The organism is Pseudomonas sp. LBUM1664 (assembly GCF_059695895.1).
The window spans coordinates 4,316,120-4,333,324 of sequence record NZ_CP166791.1; the positions used below are offsets into that span (position 1 = coordinate 4,316,120).

Here is a 17,205-nt window from a genome sequence, read left to right on the forward strand (position 1 = left end):
CCCACAAAATCACCCCGGAGGCCGACCAAAGTCGTCGGCTATGGAGTTTGGAATGAACGCTCAAACCCAGATTGCTACCGTACCGATGGACACCAGCCCGACGGGCCTAATCCTTAATCGCGACAGCATGCAGTCAATGACTGAACTCGCGGGCATCATGGCAGGCGGCAAAACCACCCTGCCGAAGCATTTTCACGGCAACACTGCTGATTGCATGGCGGTGATCATGCAGTCCATGCAATGGGGTATGAACCCCTTCCAGGTGGCGCAGAAGACGTTCATCGTCAACGGCGGCCAGCTCAGCTATGAAGCACAGCTGGTCAATGCGGTCATCACTACGCGAGCGCCGACCCTTGATCGAATCCATTACGACTGGTTTGGCGACTGGGACAAGATCATTGGAAACTTCCGTGAAATCGAAAGCAAAAAGCAAGTGGATGACCACGGGCAGCCGAAGAAATACCGCGTCCCAAACTGGAACATAAACGACGAGAAAGGGCTTGGGGTCCGCGTTTGGGCTACGTTCGTGGGCGAGGACTCTCCCCGCGAACTGACCACCTTGATGACTCAAGCGCGAACACGGAACTCGACGCTATGGGCGGACGATCCAAAGCAGCAGATCGCGTACCTGGCCCTCAAAAAATGGGCTCGCCTGTATTGCCCTGACGTGATCTTGGGCGTGTACACACGCGACGAGCTGGACGACGGCTACGCGCTTCCTGAAACAGACGTTACCCCGAGATCTACCAACGAAAAGCCAGCGGACGTGGGCGCCGCGTCAGTTCCTCAGGGCGATACAGCCGACGCAACCACTGACCTATTCGAGCAGTTGAAAAAGATCGCTCAGGAGCAGGGTATTGAGGGTTACGAAAAGGCCTGGAAAGCGCTCAAGCCGCAGCAGCGCGGCGCTATTGGCGTGACTCGTCACGGGGAGCTGAAGTCGATTGCACAGACAATCGAGGCGGAGTTCACAACCCTCAACGAAGGCTCAAGCGCCAATGCCGGCAGCGATCTGCAGGACGGCAATCAATGAGTGCCCCTGTAGAGCTTCAGCGCACCGAAAAATGGCATCAAGACCGCAGCGGTCGCCTAACAGCAAGCAGGTTCAAGGATGTGATTGCTTGGGGAGATCGTGACAAGCACGGCAAGCGCAAACCACTTGCTGCCCGCACCACCTATATGCGCGAACTGGCATTTGAACGGCTGGCTAACAGATCGAAACATTCGGTCAGCAGCAAGTCGATGGCCTGGGGCACCGAGGTTGAGCAGTCGAGTCATGACTTTTACGAAATCCTGACCGGAAATCACGTCATCAAGTCGGGCTTTGTGGTCCACCCAAAGTATGACTGGTTGGGCTGTTCGCCGGACGGCTTGATTGGTGAAGACGGGGGCATTGAGTCGAAATGTCCATTCAATGAGGCCGTCCACGTTCGCACCTGGCTCGAAGGCATGCCCGAGGAACATAAGCCGCAGGTTCAGGGCTGCATGTTCGTCACAGGCCGGGAATGGTGGGATTTCCTGTCATTCGATCCGCGCCAAGATGAAGACTGCCGCCTGTACATCGAAACCATTAAGCGCGATGACGAGTACATCGCGATGCTTCATCAAGAGCTGGTCCAGTTCAATCTGGAGCTTGGCCGGATGGTTGATGAGGTCGCCGACAAAGCGCGGGCGCAAGCCCATAGATTAGGAGCTTGATCATGATCAGCAACCACCTCAGCATGGTCGAAGCCCTTCGGCCGGCACGCGAAGAGCTGGCGGCGCAGGCTGAGCAGTACCTGGCCGCAGGCGGGAAGATCGAAGAGGCCGAGCCCATCGGCTACAAGCCAAAACCGATCACCTACAGCAACCAGATGCCGCCGGCGCCTAAGCCATTCGTTCGGCGCAAGGTTGAGCCGAAACCGCTCACCCCGGCAGATATCCGCCACCAGAAGCGCATGCAACTGGCCGAGAAAATCCGAAGCATGGCGCCTACGCACACTCAGTCAGAGATTGTGGAGGCCTTAGGCATCGGGCGGCGGCAGCTCTACAACATTGCTCAGGATCATGACCTGAATTTCAAGCGGCCGGAGCGCGGCGGTGCGAACGACGCCCATCGAACCGAGCAAATGAGGGCCAGAGACGCGAAGTTCGCCGAGCGCATCAGGGCCTTTATGGAGATCGGCATCACCCGGCGCCAGGCGTGTGGGAAGCTGGGCATCGCTAACAAGACCCTGGAGCGAATACTGAAGGAGCACGGTATCGACTACCCGAAAGCGCGGCGCGGATGTACTTCATGCGTCGAGTAGCTCGCACCCAACAACGCAAACGACAGACTTGGCCGGACTTGCCGGCCAGCGGCATCAAAGGAGCAGGCCATGGCCGAGGAAGTGAAACAGCCGACGGCGGAAGCGCTCAAGCAACGCCGCAAGCGCGAAAAAGCAGCGGCGAAGGCCTCTGCCCTGGGCATCGAGAAATTCACGGTTGAGGTGGCCGGGGTATTCAAGCCGGACCTTCAGCGGGTCATGAAGACCCACGGCATCAACAACCAGCAGGACATCCACCAGCGGCTGCTGAGAAACCTGATCGCCGCCGACTTCGAGAGTGCCTAGCAGATGCTGAAGTGTGTCACGACACCTTGCGAGATACCCGAAAAGGTGTCGCGGAAATTTAATAGTGAGAGCCTGGCTGAGCTAAAGAGCGATCCTGGGGACGAGATTATTGCTGAAAAAGAGGCCCCACCCATAGACCTTGTTCCTTTAGCAACCCTCCAATCAAGATCCAGACATACAAGTAAAAACCCATATATCCGGATCAAATAAACATCATTACCACTGCGTGGTATTAGGGATCAAGCTTCTAACAATGAACTATTTGGGTATAGCTTTTTATAGAAATTACGAAGAGCAGCTTCCTGCTCTTTAGTCTCAGCAGTAGATGCTTTAATAAACTCATCCAGCTGCTTTGTAGTGCATTTTTGAGTGCTATAGATTTGATATGCAGTCATCATAGTTCCCGTTCTTCCCTGGCCATACCCGCAATAAACCAGCGCATTGCCAGCGCTAAGATTTTTGGATATTTCCTGGCAACCCTTTTCTAGCTGTGCAACTGTCGGAGCTTGATAGTCTTCGACACCCAGATAGCAATAGGAAATTTTATTAGCATCCAAAATCTCTTTCTGCCCTTTCGCTAGCCCTTTATGATTCAAACTCACAATAAGATTTATTCTGTGATCCTTAAGAACTTTTACGGCATTTGGGTCGAACACTTGCTCCGAGTCCTCACCATTATAATAAGGCTGCGAACTTCTGTAGACCTTAGTGCTATTAGCAGCCGACGCGACCCAGTTTTCGAATACATGCCCACTACCGCTTGGCATATTACCAACATAGCCTTTTAGCGTATTAACCTTAACATCCATAATATTAACTCCCTTTAAATTTATTAGTTTAAATCAAAGACCACTTGGTTATTTTCGGGTGTCGAAGCTCAGCCTAGAAACGGTTTTTTGCAACGTCAAATTTATAAGCAACTAAATCGACCACTGGTCGCCTGATACGTATTTCAAGAGCACATCTGTCGCATCCGATCACGGAGGGCGGCGCCTATCTGAGGTAAACGCAATGCCTGTACTCCACAGCGCAATCCATAAGATCGACAAGAAGCCAGACGGCAGTCCTGCAGTTCTTTTCCTCGGCGCCGCCGAGCAGGTCGAGAGCCAGGCCCGCGATGATCTGATGAGCCAGTTCAACGAAAGCTACAACGCCACCACCGGCAAAGCCTGGGGCTTCTTTCATATGGAATCAGGTGCGCACCCACTCAGCGGTTGGCTTGGCAAGTACCTGGCCGGAGGTTCCAGCTTCCTTAAGTTCAGCTGCATTGCCGTCGAGCACCTGACAAAGCTCATGGAAGAATCCAACCTGACCACTGGCGGCCACGCGCTCTTCTGTCATTACCAGCAAGGCCTGACCGAATATCTGGTCATTGCCTTGGTGCAGGAAACGGAGGCGGTGACCATGACCGAAGAGCTGGGTCTGATGACGGTCAAGCGCCTGGACTTGGACCATATACGCCTGGCAACGCGGATCAACCTCAGCGAGTGGAAGAACAACCCGCAGTCACGCCAGTACATCTCGTATATCAAAGGCAAGCAGGGTCGCAAGGTCAGCGAGTACTTCCGCGACTTCATCGGCTGCCAGGAAGGGATCGACGGCCCAGGTGAAACCCGAACCCTCCTCAAGGCGTTCAGCGACTTTGTTGAAAGCGAAGATCTGGGCGAAGAGTCAGCCCGCGAAAAAACCAGCACCCTGGTCAGCTACTCGATGGCCCAGACCAAGCTGGGCGAGCCGATCACCCTCGATGAACTGTCTGAACTGATCGACGAAGACCAGCCGAAAGCGTTCGTCGACTTTATCCGCAACAAGGACTATGGCCTGTCACCAACCATCCCCGCCGATAAAAAGACCCTCAACAGATTCCGCCGTTTCACCGGCCGGGCCGAGGGTCTTTCGATCAGTTTCGAACAACACCTGCTTGGGTCGAAGATCGAGTTCGATGAAAAAGGTGGCACGCTGACCCTACGCGGCCTACCCGTGGCGCTTACCGACCAGCTCAAGCGCGCAACTGCCTGACACCCACCGCAACGTCGCGTTCTGAACGGAGGTCGGCGAGGCGCTAGCTTAGCCATCTTCTCGGTCGTACCAGTTGTTGGCAACCTCCGCGGCTAATCGATAAATGCCATCCCAGCTATGAAAAGGCCCGCTTAGGTTGCCTTTGACTTCAAAACGCCCATCTCCGCCTACGAGTACGCGCACTGTTTTAGGCAAGGCAGGACTTTGGGCGCCTTCTGGATAGTCAATCCATGCCTCTCTGCCCTGGGTTAGTTCCTTCGGGATAAGCACTGGTGCCACTGCTTCTGCGCACATAGACATCTCCTTCCGGCCTCATACCGGCCATCAACCAATAGCCCACAAACTCGAATCACGCCAGCCGCAGCACCTGCGAGCTGCTTGTGAATCAGCTGAAGTCCAGCTCCTCATAAAGCAACCCCGCCGACGCAATGTAGTTCGCCAGATCAATGATCTGGCGAAGGAACACGACCATCGCCAATTTCTGAGTGTCGTCAGGCAGCCCTACCCATTTCAGCATCGCTCTCGCGTCTTCCTCTATTGCCGCGAGCGCATCTATGTCGCTTTGCAGTCTCATGTCGGCCTCCGGTCAGTGTGAGTTTGAACAAGTCATAGCCCTTAACTACGAATCACGCCAGCCGGCGAGGCAATCGGCTGTCTGGAGCAATTATGAATCCCTACCTGATCACCGGCCCGGCTCAGATCGGCATCAGTGGTGGTCGCACCAGCGGGCACATGGTCTACAAAATCCTCGAAGCACACGGCGGCACCCTCCCGCCTGACGTGCACCTGTTCTTCCAGAACACAGGCAAGGAGCGCGAGGAAACGCTGGTCTTCATCGACCAGATCGCCAAGCGTTGGAAAGTGAACATCGTATGGATGGAGTGGTGCCGGGTTTATGGGCAGCCGGACGACGCGCCCTGGTACAAACTGGTCGACTTCGAAACGGCAAGCCGCAACGGCGAGCCCTTCACCATGATGCTCGAGTATTACGCTGCCTACCGGAAAGCAGAGAAGAATCTGCCGCCGGTGCTGCCGAACTTCTCAAACAACATGTGCACCGCGTACCTGAAGGTAAAGATCGGCGAGAAGCACATGCGCGCCCTCGGCTACACCGAATGGGATTGCGTCGTCGGCATCAGGTACGACGAACCGAAGCGCTACCACCGCATGATGGCTGCTAATGATCGCGGCGGCACCCGCTGGGACAACGTCTGCCCGTCCTATGCCGCTGGTGTCACCAAGGAGGATGTCGGTGCGTTCTGGGCGGCCCAGCCCTTCGATCTGGGAATGGATTCCGACTTCGGCAACTGCGACCTGTGCTGGAAGAAGAACGAAGGCAAGCTGATCAAAACCATCATGGATGACCCGTCGCGGGTGATCTGGTGGTCAGGCACTGAGGAGCGGTTCGGCCAGGTGTTCCGGCAGGATCGTGTCGACTATAAAACGATGGGCTGGTCTGCTGAGCAGCGATCCCGGCAGACCGACTTTGATTTCGACTATCTCGCTGAAGACATCGACTGCTTTTGTGGTGATTAGCTGCCAGCGAGTGGTGCGACAGGCGCCGAACCAAACCCAATCCAGACCCAATAAAGCGCTGTTACAAGCACAGCCAAAACTATGGGATAGGCCAAAAAGTCCAACAAATACAGAAACCAAACCTTCGATTCAGCGAAAAACTTTGCCCGGCCTTCGATAGGGTAATGTTCCGGCATCTCCAGCTTCGCCCTCAAATAATCACCTCTGAAATCGTTGCTAGAGTGTGTCTCATAGAGCTTTAGTACGTCGTGGTACTCCTTCCAGCAGGCGTCATACGTGTCTTTGTCAAAGGCATCATCATTAGCCTTGGGGTGTGATTTTTGTTTCAGTTCTCCAAGCTTCGAAGCGCACGAATACATTTTCTCTGAACGGCTTGAAAAATCGTTTTTCTCCATAAGCAGCGAGTACACCAAAACCGCTATCGAGGCGAACACTTGGAGGAGAACGACTTCCTTCTTCGTGATGTTGACTCCCAAATCATAAGCCTGCATCAGCGACACAAGAATCAGCACCAAAGATAAAACGACGACGGTATACGTAGAAAGCTTGGCATGAAGCTTCAACCTGCGCGCTGCGTGAAACCTCGTTTTCGATGTTGCATCCATCTTTTTATATAGATTTTTAAAACTATCCGATTGCGCCATTTCGCAGCTCCTTTCCCAGTCCCGCATCATATCCGCGAGGTATCCCCATGCCCACAGAAAACAAACCGGCCGAGCCGCTGAAGGTTGAGCGCTCGACAGTAACGAAGCTGGTAATCACCGGCGCTCCACGGCTCGACCCGATCACCGTGTTCCTCGAGGACTTCGGCCGCCGCGATTGCCCGACAGAATCCGACCCGTACTACCAGAGCGCCCAGGGCAAGATCACCATCAACTGTTGGGACAGGAGTTGGAACGCCTACTGGGGCGGCATGGGGCCGCGCACCGTCGCTGAGTTTGTCGCCAAATGCGACTGGCACTATGTTCTGAACTGCCTGGATCGCGGAATCAGCCCCACCGTGTTCAGCGGCGAAGCGCTCCACATTTTTGCCAAGAAATGCATCGTCCAGCGCCGACGGCAGCAGACCGGGCGACACAACTGGGAGCTGGGCGAGCTGAGCAAGGAAGAGGCGCGCTCGCTTTGGTGCGACATCGATGTTTTGCGCAATATCGAGAGCGCCAGCGAATGCTGGCATCAAAGCGAGTTGCTGACGGAGCTGTTCGGCGAGGAATGGCATTACCCGCTCGACGGGAACGCGGTCGAGGAGAACCACAAATTCACGTATCTGCGCCGGGTTGTCGAAGCCGTCCAGCAAGCGTTGCGCCAACAGCAGCAGGTGGCCGCATGAAGCGCATCTACCTCAGCGGTCCCATGACCAACATGCTGGACATGGACTTCCCCCTGCACTCGATGGTCGCCAGACTGCGCGACTCAGGTTTTAGCTTGGCGGATGTAACCGGGGCGTCATTTTTACTATCGTCTTCGCATGGTCTCGCATCCGCGTTACGAGGTATGACAAATGGTATTTCTCGAACGTGGGATCTGGATGCTCCGGATGAATCCATTCAAAGAAGTCGAGATGTTGAGACAAAGTCTGGCCGAATAAAGCATCCATAAGCTTTTCCCCTTCAGAGTATGAGGAGGATTCGAAGTCATCGAAATTATGGGCGATGAATTTGTTTCGCAGCCGGACAAGTTGCTTCTCGTCCGCGAACTTACGAAACAGCTTCACCTGAGCCCTAATGTCTTCCGGATAAGCCCGAATCTCATTTCCATAGTCTTTCAGAACGTCGTGAAGTTTCGTAAGCGCGAGGATAGCTGAGCTTTTTGTCATTCTAGCTATCGCGAGAAATAAATCGCTGTCCGGCTTGACGTTGGACTGCGTCAGGTAATCGCGAAGAACTTTCGACGGCGATACCAAATCGTAAATCAGATCGTTCAGAAGCCAACCTAAATGCTCGTTCCTATCCATGATCGTCTCCCGAGTGGAGATGAAATTGTATCGAGGAGGCATTCCCATGCCCACAGAAAACAAACCGGCCGAGCCTCAATTCAACTTGAACACGCCAGACGGCGGGCGCGGGTATATCGCCAGGCTGTTCGAGACCGTCCTCAGGCGCCACGACTACCGCCAGTACATCAGTGAGCGCCTGGCCGGCGACTTCGCTTGCACCCTGGCGCTGCACTTCGAAGACATCAAAGCTCGCGAGGCCTCTCTCCAGCAGCGCCTCACAGTGCAGGATCAGCGGGTTGATGAGCTGGATGAACTTCTGGAGTCTGCATTATTCCGCCTTGAATGCTTCATCGAGGCAGAGCGCGAAATGCCTATCCCGTCCATGGAGGTTCTGCGTGATGCCATTCAACGCCATCGCGCCGCCCTCAGACCGACCGAGCAGCCCGCCCCGGAAATGCAGAACGATGACGACTGGCACATGAACCCCTGCCATAAAGGCCATGGCGATGTCGGCGCAGCCGGCGGCGTTGCCAGCTGCTACGTGTGCGGCGAGAAGATCATTGCAGCCACCACGCAAGAAGCATTCGAGCTCTGGAACGCGAGTCACCCTCAGCAGTAACCCCCTCCCCTTCAAAGTCAGCCGCTATAGCGGCAAGGACGAAGTCATGCCTGAAGTAAAGATGATTGGCCCTGTAGAGGTTGTGCGCGATGAAAACGGCTGGTGGGATCATCCCGACATCCCGGACTTCGACGAAAATATCGAGGCCTTCAAAGCGTGGCTCGACGCGCAAGGTCTAAAAGTGATCGGCTGGCACATGGAATCCGACATTGATGCCCATCCATATTGGGATGACGACGCCGACCACTGCCTAGGATGGGAACCCGAAACGCCGCCAGCGTATGAGTGGTTCCTGCTCGGGATTTTCGACACCGAGGACGGCCCGTATGTGCAGTGGGCCCGGCGGGTCAAGCCATGATCATCTCCCTGCTCTACATGGCCTGGCTTGTCTGGAAGGGGCCGAGGCCATGAGGACGGTAACTCGCATCGTTGATGACCCAGCCGCGAAGTGGGGGTTTAGGAGGGAGCCTGCCACTTATGAAGATGCCGAGAAAATCACGGGCTTTCGCCTGGATCGACGCTCCAGCTTCTTGATTACCCGGGACGGTGTAGTCGAACAAGAGGCCCAGTGCACCATCGAGTGCTCGGGATGCAGCTGTGACTGCTCCAGCTGTAGCCACGGATATGCCACCCACAAAGCTGGCGGTTGCCGCGAGTGCGGTGGTACCGGAAAGCGGCGCATGTACTTCGGCTTCCCGCCCTCCCCACCAAAACGCAAGAAACCCTAACCCCAATCCACCTACAGCCTGCCGGTGAACGACGGGCGAGGAATCCGTATGTCCGATCAAAAGTACCCCCTGCGCGAAGTAGCGATTGAGGCCATCTCCGATATTGCCCAACACCTGCCGCTCGACTGTGAAATGTTTCTCATCGTTTGCCGGCCGGGCAAGGCCGACTTTGACCTGGTGCTGCCATCGCCCGAGGCAAACCTGAACAACGCGCTCGACGCCCTGCGCCGCCAGGGACTCAGCATCTACGGCGACAACGCCTACAAGCGCGACCTGTGTGATTCGATTGTAGGGGCCTTGGCCCTCGGCGCGCAGAACACCAACCCGCCGCCGGCCGGGCACTGGGGTCAGCGGTTTTGGGACATCGGCCGAGAGGAGCGCGCAATGCAGGAAGAACTGCTCGAAAGCCTCACCGGTCTTGTTGGACTGGCAAAGCTCGGCGCGGCGCGGCTCGACAAGTACCACGCAGCCCTTGCTCACGCCGAGGCGGTAATCGCCAAAGTCACTCGATAACCACCTTCTGCCGCGACGCGGCACGGAGCATCATCATGGCAAAAGTCATTGCCCAAATGACAGTAAAGCTCCCTCGCCTGATGGAGGTGAGCGAGTACAGAAAGCTGCGCTACGCCGGCGGCAAGCCGAGCGTGCAACAGTTGAAAAAATGGATTGAGGAAGGCGAAGTGATCGGAGAGGTGAAAGGCGGGATGTACTTTGTGGACCTGCAGGCGGCGGTAATGGGCTCGAACGATCCACTGCTTGCCAAGATGATGGAGGTGGGCTGATGGCTCCCCCTCGCGCCAGAACAGTAAAGAACCGAGCTCTGCCGGCGAACCTGTACCCGAACGGAAAATACTGGCAGTACAAGAACCCCATCACTGGGAAGAAGACCAGCATCAACAAGCCGATGGCCGAGGCCATCAAGCTGGCAAATGCCGCTAACGCCAAGTTGCTTCCGCTGCTGGCCGACGATGGTTCGCTGCTGGCAATGATCACTGGCGATGCCGCACCGAAGTTCAGCGGCTGCCTTGAGCGCTTCGAAAAGGAATGGTTGACCACCAAGACCTACGCCGCGAGCACACTGAAGGAAATCAAGTTCAAGTTGGCCCGGTACCGTGAGGATCTGGGCGACCTGATGATGGGGCAGTTGGATGTGCTGACGGTGGCCGAGTACCTGGATGGTTTCGAGAACAACGCCTACACGAAACACCGGGGGCTACTCGTTCAGATTTTCGCTTTCGCCGTGGCCAAAGGTCTGTGCGAGCGCAACTCCGCCGAACTGACCCTGGTGAAGAAGGAAGCCGAGAAAAAGCGCCAGCGCCACACCGTCGAGGGCCTGAACACGATTCTGAATTACGTGGGTACGCCGATCTGGCTCAAGCGCGCCATACGGCTGGGGCTGCTGAGTCTTCAGCGGCGGGAGGATATCGTGATATGGCCGAAGTCGGCCGTGGACCTCGAGCAGAATACTATCAAGGTGTCGCCCGGGAAGACGCAGAACTATGGCAAGCCTGTGCACCTGGAGATCGTTATGGGCCAGGCGCTGCGGGAAGTAGTAACGGAATGCATGCGCTCACCGGTCGTGTGCCCCTATCTGATTCACTATTCGCCGAAAGCACGCAAGCGCGAACAGCTCGACGCGAAGCTTCATTGGAACGCTGTAACGGCTGACTACCTGACAAAGAGTTTCGCCCAGGCGCGAGATGACTCGAAGGCCTACGCAGACATCCCGGCAGGCGAGCGGCCGACCTTTCACGAGATCCGTGCCCTAGGCGCTTGGCTATACGAGCAACAGGGCTTCGAGCAGGAGTACATTCAAAGTCTGATGGGTCACGCCGACGTGAAAATGACCGAGCACTACCAGGCCGGGCACGGGGATGAGGCGGTGGTATACATGAAGGTGAAAGCCGACCTGAAAGCATGACCCGGTGGTCGTTTGCCCAAAATATTCCCAAAGTTTGCCCAAGCCCCAGACGCAAAAAAGGGCCCACCTTTCGGTGAGCCCTTCTAGACCGCCCAGCAGAGCGGATTTTGTTTGGTAGGCGCGATTGGACTCGAACCAACGACCCCCACCATGTCAAGGTGGTGCTCTAACCAACTGAGCTACGTGCCTGCTGTGAGGCGGCATTCTACGGAATTCCGAAGGGGTGTCAATACCTTTTTTTCACCTAACCCTATGAATATGCAAAATATTTAATTTAGCCAATGCGACGAAGATTTGGCGGTGGCTGGCGGCCAATTTTTATCTCGGGTAGGATCGGCGCATTCGTAAAAAATATAAAACAGAGGTTGCAGAATGGCGAACACACCGTATCCAGAGTCCTATTACGCCGCGTCAGCCAACCCGGTTCCGTCGCGCCCGGCGCTGCAGGATGACGTTGAGACCGATGTTTGTGTGATCGGCGCTGGCTACACCGGCCTGTCCTCTGCGCTGTTTTTGCTGGAGAACGGTTTCAAGGTCACGATTCTTGAGGCGGCCAAGGTGGGCTTTGGGGCTTCGGGTCGCAATGGCGGTCAGATCGTTAACAGTTATAGCCGCGATATTGATGTGATCGAACGCAGTGTCGGGCCTCAGCAGGCGCAATTGCTGGGCAATATGGCTTTCGAGGGCGGGCGGATTATTCGCGAGCGGGTGGCGAAGTATCAGATTCAGTGCGATTTGAAGGACGGTGGTGTATTCGCCGCCCTCACCGCCAAGCAAATGGGCCATCTGGAGTCCCAGAAGCGTTTATGGGAGCGTTTCGGTCATACCCAGCTGGAGTTGCTGGATCAGCGCCGCATTCGCGAGGTGGTGGCTTGCGATCAGTATGTGGGCGGGATGTTGGACATGAGCGGTGGGCATATTCATCCGCTCAATCTGGCGCTGGGCGAAGCGGCGGCCGCGGAGTCCCTTGGCGGGGTGATTTATGAACAGTCACCGGCGGTGCGCATTGAGCGTGGCGCCAGCCCTGTTGTGCATACGCCACAGGGCAAGGTCAGGGCCAAGTTCATTATCGTGGCCGGCAATGCTTATCTAGGCAACCTGGTGCCGGAGCTGGCAGCCAAATCCATGCCTTGCGGCACCCAGGTGATCGCTACCGAGCCGCTGGGGGATGAGCTGGCTCGCAACTTGTTGCCTCAGGATTATTGCGTCGAGGACTGCAACTACTTGCTCGATTACTACCGGCTGACGGGTGACAAGCGCCTGATCTTCGGCGGAGGCGTGGTGTATGGCGCGCGGGATCCGGCGAATATTGAAGCGATCATCCGCCCGAAGATGCTCAAGGCGTTCCCGCAGCTCAAGGACGTGAAGATCGATTACGCCTGGACCGGAAATTTCCTACTGACGCTGTCGCGTCTTCCACAGGTGGGGCGCCTGGGTGACAACATTTATTATTCGCAAGGCTGCAGCGGCCACGGCGTGACTTACACGCACCTGGCGGGCAAGGTCCTGGCCGAGGCCCTTCGTGGCCAGGCCGAGCGTTTCGATGCGTTTGCCGACCTGCCCCACTACCCTTTCCCCGGCGGCCAGCTGTTGCGCACGCCGTTTGCGGCGATGGGTGCCTGGTATTACGGGTTGCGGGATAAGCTCGGGTTCTGAGACCCGCCATTCGCCAGCCCCCACGCGATGAGTGGGGGCGATGCGGAAGATGGAAAAGCCAAACGACAGAAACAAAAAACCCCGGTCTTTCGACCAGGGTCTTTGCTATCGACTAGAAGAAGCTTTTCGGCTTTCTTCTTAGCTTCAAGGCGTTCAGTGGGCCTCGAAGCAGATATGGCGCAGCGGACGGGACTCGAACCCGCGACCCCCGGCGTGACAGGCCGGTATTCTAACCGACTGAACTACCGCTGCGTATCGCTGTGGACTTGCGTCCAGTTAACTCGTCTGATCAAAACCCTTGGATTTCAATCTCGAACCAGGCAAACCTGCTTCGGAAAATATGGCGCAGCGGACGGGACTCGAACCCGCGACCCCCGGCGTGACAGGCCGGTATTCTAACCGACTGAACTACCGCTGCGCGTCGGTGGAGGCTTTTGACAGCTTCCGTTTTGCTTTCGCAAAACTCTCAAAAACATGGTGGGTGATGACGGGATCGAACCGCCGACATTCTGCTTGTAAGGCAGACGCTCTCCCAGCTGAGCTAATCACCCTTTGCTTCGTTGAGGCCGCGAAATTTACGCAGGTACCGAAGCTAAGTCAATAGCAGGGTTGAAGTTTTTTCAAAACAGTTTCAAGCGAAGGGCGCGACCGCCCTCACTTATAAATCATTTTCTTGGTCATGCCGCCGTCAACAACGAACTCCTGGCCCGTGACAAAGCCGGCATTGCGCGACAGCAGCCACGCCACCATCGCCGCCACGTCCTCTACCGTGCCAACCCTGCCCGCCGGATGCTGGGCATGATCGGCGTCGCTCAGCGGCTGCGCACGACGCAGGACCGGGTCCCGAGCATCGATCCAGCCGGGGCTGACGGCATTGACCCGAATTTCCGGCCCAAGGCTGATCGCCAAGGCATGAGTCAGTGCCAGTAACCCGCCCTTGCTCGCCGCATAGGCTTCGGTGTCAGGTTCCGATTGCGCGGCGCGGGTCGAGGCCAGGTTGACGATGGCGCCGTTGTGGGCACGCAGGTAAGGCGCACAATGCTTGGCCAGCAGCATCGGCCCACCCAGGTTCACCGCCAGGACCCGATTCCAGTAAGCCAGATCCAGGCTTTCCAGGGTGATGTTGTGCGGGTCGGCAATGGCCGCGTTGCACACCAGCGCATCGAGCCGCCCGAACTGCCCGAGCACCTCGGCGATAGCGCTGGCCACTTGCGCCTCGTCTGCCACGTCCATGGCGATGAACCAGGCGTTATCGCCCAACGTCTTAGCAACCTTGGAGCCGCGCTCGCGGTCCAGATCGGTCAGCACCACCTGCCAGCCTTCACAGATCAGCCAGGCAGCAATGCCCAGGCCGATACCCCGAGCGGCGCCCGTAACCAGTGCAACCCGGCCATGGGTGCCGCTGGGCGGCGTTGCCAGCTCGATCACAAGGCCGCCAACCCACGGGCCAGATCGGCTTGCAGGTCAGCCACGTCTTCCAGGCCGACCGCGACGCGGATCAGGCTGTCGCGGATACCCGCCGCTTCACGTTCCTGCGGCGACAGACGGCCGTGGGAGGTGGTGCTCGGGTGGGTAATGGTGGTTTTGCTGTCACCCAGGTTGGCGGTGATGGAGATCAGCCGGGTCGCGTCGATGAAGCGCCAGGCGCCCTCCTTGCCCCCTCTGACCTCGAAGCTCACCACCGCGCCAAAACCCCGTTGCTGACGCACAGCCAGGTCATGTTGCGGATGGCTCTTGAGGCCGGCGTAATGCACTTTCTCGATGCCGTCCTGCTGCTCCAGCCACTCGGCCAGGGCCAGGGCGTTGGCGCAATGAGCTTTCATGCGCAGGCCCAGGGTTTCCAGGCCCTTGAGGAAGACCCAGGCGTTGAACGGACTAAGGCTCGGCCCAGCGGTGCGCAGAAAGCCCACCACTTCTTTCATCTGCTCACCACGACCGGCCACCACGCCGCCCATGCAACGGCCCTGGCCGTCGATGAACTTGGTCGCCGAATGCACCACCACGTCCGCGCCCAGCTTCAGCGGTTGCTGCAGCGCCGGGGTGCAGAAGCAGTTATCGACCACCAGCATGGCGCCCTTGGCATGGGCGATTTGCGCCAGCGCGGCGATGTCCACCAGCTCAGCCAGCGGGTTGGATGGCGACTCGACGAATACCAGCTTAGTATTGGCCTTGATCGCGGCGTCCCAACCGGACAAGTCCGCCAGGGGCACGTAATCAACTTCCACGCCAAAGCGCTTGAAGTACTTCTCGAACAGGCTGATGGTCGAGCCGAAGACGCTGCGTGACACCAGCACATGATCACCAGCACTGCACAGGCTCATCACCACGGCCATGATCGCGGCCATGCCGCTTGCGGTGGCCACGGCTTGCTCGGCGCCTTCCAGGGCGGCAATGCGCTCTTCGAACGCCCGTACGGTGGGGTTGGTGTAACGCGAGTAAACGTTGCCCGGCACCTCGCCGGAAAACCGTGCTGCGGCATCGGCGGCGGTACGGAACACGTAGCTGGAGGTGAAGAACATCGGTTCGCCATGTTCGGCTTCCGGCGTACGGTGCTGACCGGCGCGTACCGCCAGGGTATCGAACGCTACGCCTTCAAGGTCGCTGTCCAGCCGACCGGCATCCCAATCCTGACTCATGCTGTCACTCCTGTAATCGGTTAAACGCAAACCGGCCCCTCAGGGCCGGTTCGTTAATCAGTTGTTATACAGATCGATGATCGCGCTGACCGCCTGAGTCTTGGCCTTGGACGCATCATTACGAGCGTTTTCGATCTTGTTCAGGTAGGCCTCGTCGATGTCGCCGGTGACGTACTTGCCGTCGAATACCGCGCAGTCGAACTTCTCGATCTTGATCTTGCCGCCGCCGACCGCTTCGATCAAGTCCGCCAGGTCCTGGTAGATCAACCAGTCGGCGCCGATCAGGTCGGCCACGTCCTGGGTGGTGCGGTTATGAGCGATCAACTCATGGGCACTCGGCATGTCGATGCCGTAGACGTTCGGGTAGCGCACGGCTGGGGCCGCCGAGCAGAAATACACGTTCTTGGCACCGGCTTCACGGGCCATCTGGATGATCTGCTTGCAGGTGGTACCGCGCACGATGGAGTCGTCCACCAGCATCACGTTCTTGCCGCGAAACTCCAGCTCAATGGCGTTGAGCTTCTGGCGTACGGATTTTTTCCGTGCAGCCTGACCTGGCATGATGAAGGTACGGCCGATGTAGCGGTTCTTCACGAAGCCTTCGCGGAACTTGACGCCCAGGTGGTTCGCCAGCTCCAGGGCCGCGGTGCGGCTGGTGTCCGGGATCGGGATGACCACGTCGATGTCGTGGTCCGGACGCTCGCGCAGGATCTTGTCGGCCAGTTTCTCACCCATGCGCAGGCGGGCCTTGTAGACCGAGACACCATCGATGATCGAGTCCGGACGCGCCAGGTAGACGTGTTCGAAGATGCACGGGGTCAGGCTTGGGTTGGTCGCGCACTGACGGGTGTGCAGCTTGCCGTCTTCGGTGATGTAGACCGCTTCGCCCGGGGCCAGGTCGCGAATCAGGGTGAAACCCAGCACGTCCAGGGACACGCTTTCGGAGGCGATCATGTACTCGACGCCTTCGTCGGTGTGACGCTGGCCGAACACGATCGGGCGGATGCCATGGGGATCGCGGAAACCGACGATACCGTAGCCGGTGATCATCGCCACCACCGCGTAACCGCCTACGCAACGGTTGTGCACGTCGGTCACGGCGGCGAACACGTCTTCTTCGGTAGGCTGCAGCTTGCCGCGCTGGGCCAGCTCATGGGCGAACACGTTGAGCATTACTTCCGAGTCGGAATTGGTGTTGACGTGGCGCAGGTCCGATTCGTAGATCTCCTTGGCCAACTGCTCGACGTTGGTCAGGTTGCCGTTGTGCGCCAGGGTGATGCCGTACGGCGAGTTGACGTAAAACGGTTGAGCTTCGGCCGAAGTCGAACTGCCCGCTGTTGGATAGCGCACATGGCCGATGCCCATGTGGCCGACCAGGCGCTGCATGTGACGCTGGTGAAACACGTCACGCACCAGGCCGTTGTCCTTGCGCAGGAATAACCGGCCGTCATGGCTGGTCACGATACCGGCAGCGTCCTGGCCGCGGTGCTGGAGCACGGTTAGCGCGTCATACAGCGCCTGATTGACGTTCGACTTACCGACGATACCGACGATGCCACACAT

20 protein-coding genes and 4 tRNA genes are annotated in these 17,205 nt (G+C 57.5%); 13 read left to right on the top strand and 11 right to left on the bottom strand.

Annotated features, from left to right (window positions below; all coding sequences use genetic code 11):
• The first annotated feature begins 52 nt into the window (after positions 1–52).
• From ACA047_RS20025 to ACA047_RS20040, 4 genes are all read left to right on the top strand, one after another.
• On the top strand, positions 53–1,033 hold the full coding sequence (locus tag ACA047_RS20025; RefSeq protein WP_497352243.1) for a RecT family recombinase: 981 nt from the start codon (positions 53–55) through the stop codon (positions 1,031–1,033).
• A complete protein-coding gene (locus tag ACA047_RS20030; protein ID WP_497352245.1) occupies positions 1,030–1,698 on the top strand; it encodes a lambda exonuclease family protein in 669 nt (222 codons plus the stop codon). Before ACA047_RS20025 ends, ACA047_RS20030 begins: the two co-directional genes overlap by 4 nt.
• Positions 1,699–1,700: 2 nt before the next feature.
• On the top strand, positions 1,701–2,288 hold the full coding sequence (locus ACA047_RS20035; protein WP_497352247.1) for a hypothetical protein: 588 nt from the start codon (positions 1,701–1,703) through the stop codon (positions 2,286–2,288).
• 69 nt (positions 2,289–2,357) lie between these two features.
• Positions 2,358–2,591, top strand: a complete 234-nt coding sequence (locus tag ACA047_RS20040; RefSeq protein ID WP_497352249.1) for a hypothetical protein — start codon at positions 2,358–2,360, stop codon at positions 2,589–2,591.
• A 239-nt stretch (positions 2,592–2,830) separates the two neighbouring features.
• Here the strand turns inward: ACA047_RS20040 and ACA047_RS20045 are convergent, their stop codons facing one another.
• A complete protein-coding gene (locus ACA047_RS20045) occupies positions 2,831–3,400 on the bottom strand; it encodes a phosphatase domain-containing putative toxin (protein ID WP_497352251.1) in 570 nt (189 codons plus the stop codon).
• A gap of 202 nt (positions 3,401–3,602) precedes the next feature.
• Between ACA047_RS20045 and yejK the strand changes: the two genes are divergently transcribed.
• Positions 3,603–4,610, top strand: coding sequence for a nucleoid-associated protein YejK (gene yejK / locus ACA047_RS20050; RefSeq protein ID WP_497352253.1), 1,008 nt, complete (start codon positions 3,603–3,605; stop codon positions 4,608–4,610).
• Between the two features lie 385 nt (positions 4,611–4,995).
• On the opposite strand, the gene ACA047_RS20055 is transcribed toward yejK, so the two are convergent.
• The gene (locus tag ACA047_RS20055) at positions 4,996–5,184 is read right to left on the bottom strand and encodes a hypothetical protein (protein WP_497352255.1); all 189 of its coding nucleotides are present in this window, start codon (positions 5,182–5,184) and stop codon (positions 4,996–4,998) included.
• Positions 5,185–5,276: 92 nt separating this feature from the next.
• On the opposite strand from ACA047_RS20055, the gene ACA047_RS20060 reads away from it, so the two are divergent.
• Positions 5,277–6,146, top strand: coding sequence for an adenine nucleotide alpha hydrolase family protein (locus ACA047_RS20060; protein ID WP_497352257.1), 870 nt, complete (start codon positions 5,277–5,279; stop codon positions 6,144–6,146).
• On the opposite strand, the gene ACA047_RS20065 is transcribed toward ACA047_RS20060, so the two are convergent.
• The gene (locus ACA047_RS20065) at positions 6,143–6,790 is read right to left on the bottom strand and encodes an SLATT domain-containing protein (RefSeq protein ID WP_497352259.1); all 648 of its coding nucleotides are present in this window, start codon (positions 6,788–6,790) and stop codon (positions 6,143–6,145) included. The two genes, ACA047_RS20060 and ACA047_RS20065, sit on opposite strands and share 4 nt — an antisense overlap.
• Positions 6,791–6,837: 47 nt before the next feature.
• On the opposite strand from ACA047_RS20065, the gene ACA047_RS20070 reads away from it, so the two are divergent.
• Entirely contained in the window at positions 6,838–7,476 is a 639-nt protein-coding gene (locus ACA047_RS20070) for a phiTE_072 family protein (RefSeq protein ID WP_497352261.1), read from the top strand.
• 90 nt (positions 7,477–7,566) lie between these two features.
• On the opposite strand, the gene ACA047_RS20075 is transcribed toward ACA047_RS20070, so the two are convergent.
• The gene (locus tag ACA047_RS20075) at positions 7,567–8,100 is read right to left on the bottom strand and encodes a hypothetical protein (RefSeq protein ID WP_497352263.1); all 534 of its coding nucleotides are present in this window, start codon (positions 8,098–8,100) and stop codon (positions 7,567–7,569) included.
• 46 nt (positions 8,101–8,146) lie between these two features.
• Here ACA047_RS20075 and ACA047_RS20080 point away from each other — a divergent pair, with 46 nt between their 5' ends.
• From ACA047_RS20080 to ACA047_RS20100, 5 genes are all read left to right on the top strand, one after another.
• Positions 8,147–8,701: a hypothetical protein gene (locus tag ACA047_RS20080; RefSeq protein WP_497352265.1), complete on the top strand. Its 555-nt coding sequence runs from the start codon at positions 8,147–8,149 to the stop codon at positions 8,699–8,701.
• A gap of 46 nt (positions 8,702–8,747) precedes the next feature.
• Positions 8,748–9,059, top strand: a complete 312-nt coding sequence (locus ACA047_RS20085; protein WP_497352267.1) for a hypothetical protein — start codon at positions 8,748–8,750, stop codon at positions 9,057–9,059.
• A gap of 418 nt (positions 9,060–9,477) precedes the next feature.
• Complete coding sequence (locus ACA047_RS20090) at positions 9,478–9,942, top strand: hypothetical protein (RefSeq protein WP_497352269.1); 465 nt, start codon at positions 9,478–9,480, stop codon at positions 9,940–9,942.
• Positions 9,943–9,977: 35 nt separating this feature from the next.
• Positions 9,978–10,211: a hypothetical protein gene (locus ACA047_RS20095; protein WP_497352271.1), complete on the top strand. Its 234-nt coding sequence runs from the start codon at positions 9,978–9,980 to the stop codon at positions 10,209–10,211.
• A complete protein-coding gene (locus ACA047_RS20100; RefSeq protein WP_497352273.1) occupies positions 10,211–11,350 on the top strand; it encodes a tyrosine-type recombinase/integrase in 1,140 nt (379 codons plus the stop codon). Before ACA047_RS20095 ends, ACA047_RS20100 begins: the two co-directional genes overlap by 1 nt.
• A gap of 112 nt (positions 11,351–11,462) precedes the next feature.
• Here ACA047_RS20100 and ACA047_RS20105 read toward each other — a convergent pair.
• Positions 11,463–11,539, bottom strand: a tRNA-Val gene (locus ACA047_RS20105).
• A 183-nt stretch (positions 11,540–11,722) separates the two neighbouring features.
• On the opposite strand from ACA047_RS20105, the gene ACA047_RS20110 reads away from it, so the two are divergent.
• On the top strand, positions 11,723–13,006 hold the full coding sequence (locus tag ACA047_RS20110; protein WP_497352275.1) for an NAD(P)/FAD-dependent oxidoreductase: 1,284 nt from the start codon (positions 11,723–11,725) through the stop codon (positions 13,004–13,006).
• 175 nt (positions 13,007–13,181) lie between these two features.
• On the opposite strand, the gene ACA047_RS20115 is transcribed toward ACA047_RS20110, so the two are convergent.
• From ACA047_RS20115 to purF, 6 genes are all read right to left on the bottom strand, one after another.
• A tRNA-Asp gene (locus ACA047_RS20115) sits at positions 13,182–13,258 on the bottom strand.
• A gap of 89 nt (positions 13,259–13,347) precedes the next feature.
• Positions 13,348–13,424 (bottom strand) — tRNA-Asp (locus ACA047_RS20120).
• A 57-nt stretch (positions 13,425–13,481) separates the two neighbouring features.
• Positions 13,482–13,557, bottom strand: a tRNA-Val gene (locus tag ACA047_RS20125).
• 103 nt (positions 13,558–13,660) lie between these two features.
• Positions 13,661–14,434, bottom strand: coding sequence for an SDR family oxidoreductase (locus ACA047_RS20130; RefSeq protein WP_497352277.1), 774 nt, complete (start codon positions 14,432–14,434; stop codon positions 13,661–13,663).
• Positions 14,431–15,642, bottom strand: a complete 1,212-nt coding sequence (locus ACA047_RS20135; protein WP_497352279.1) for an O-succinylhomoserine sulfhydrylase — start codon at positions 15,640–15,642, stop codon at positions 14,431–14,433. Before ACA047_RS20135 ends, ACA047_RS20130 begins: the two co-directional genes overlap by 4 nt.
• A gap of 57 nt (positions 15,643–15,699) precedes the next feature.
• Complete coding sequence (gene purF, locus ACA047_RS20140) at positions 15,700–17,205, bottom strand: amidophosphoribosyltransferase (RefSeq protein WP_497352281.1); 1,506 nt, start codon at positions 17,203–17,205, stop codon at positions 15,700–15,702.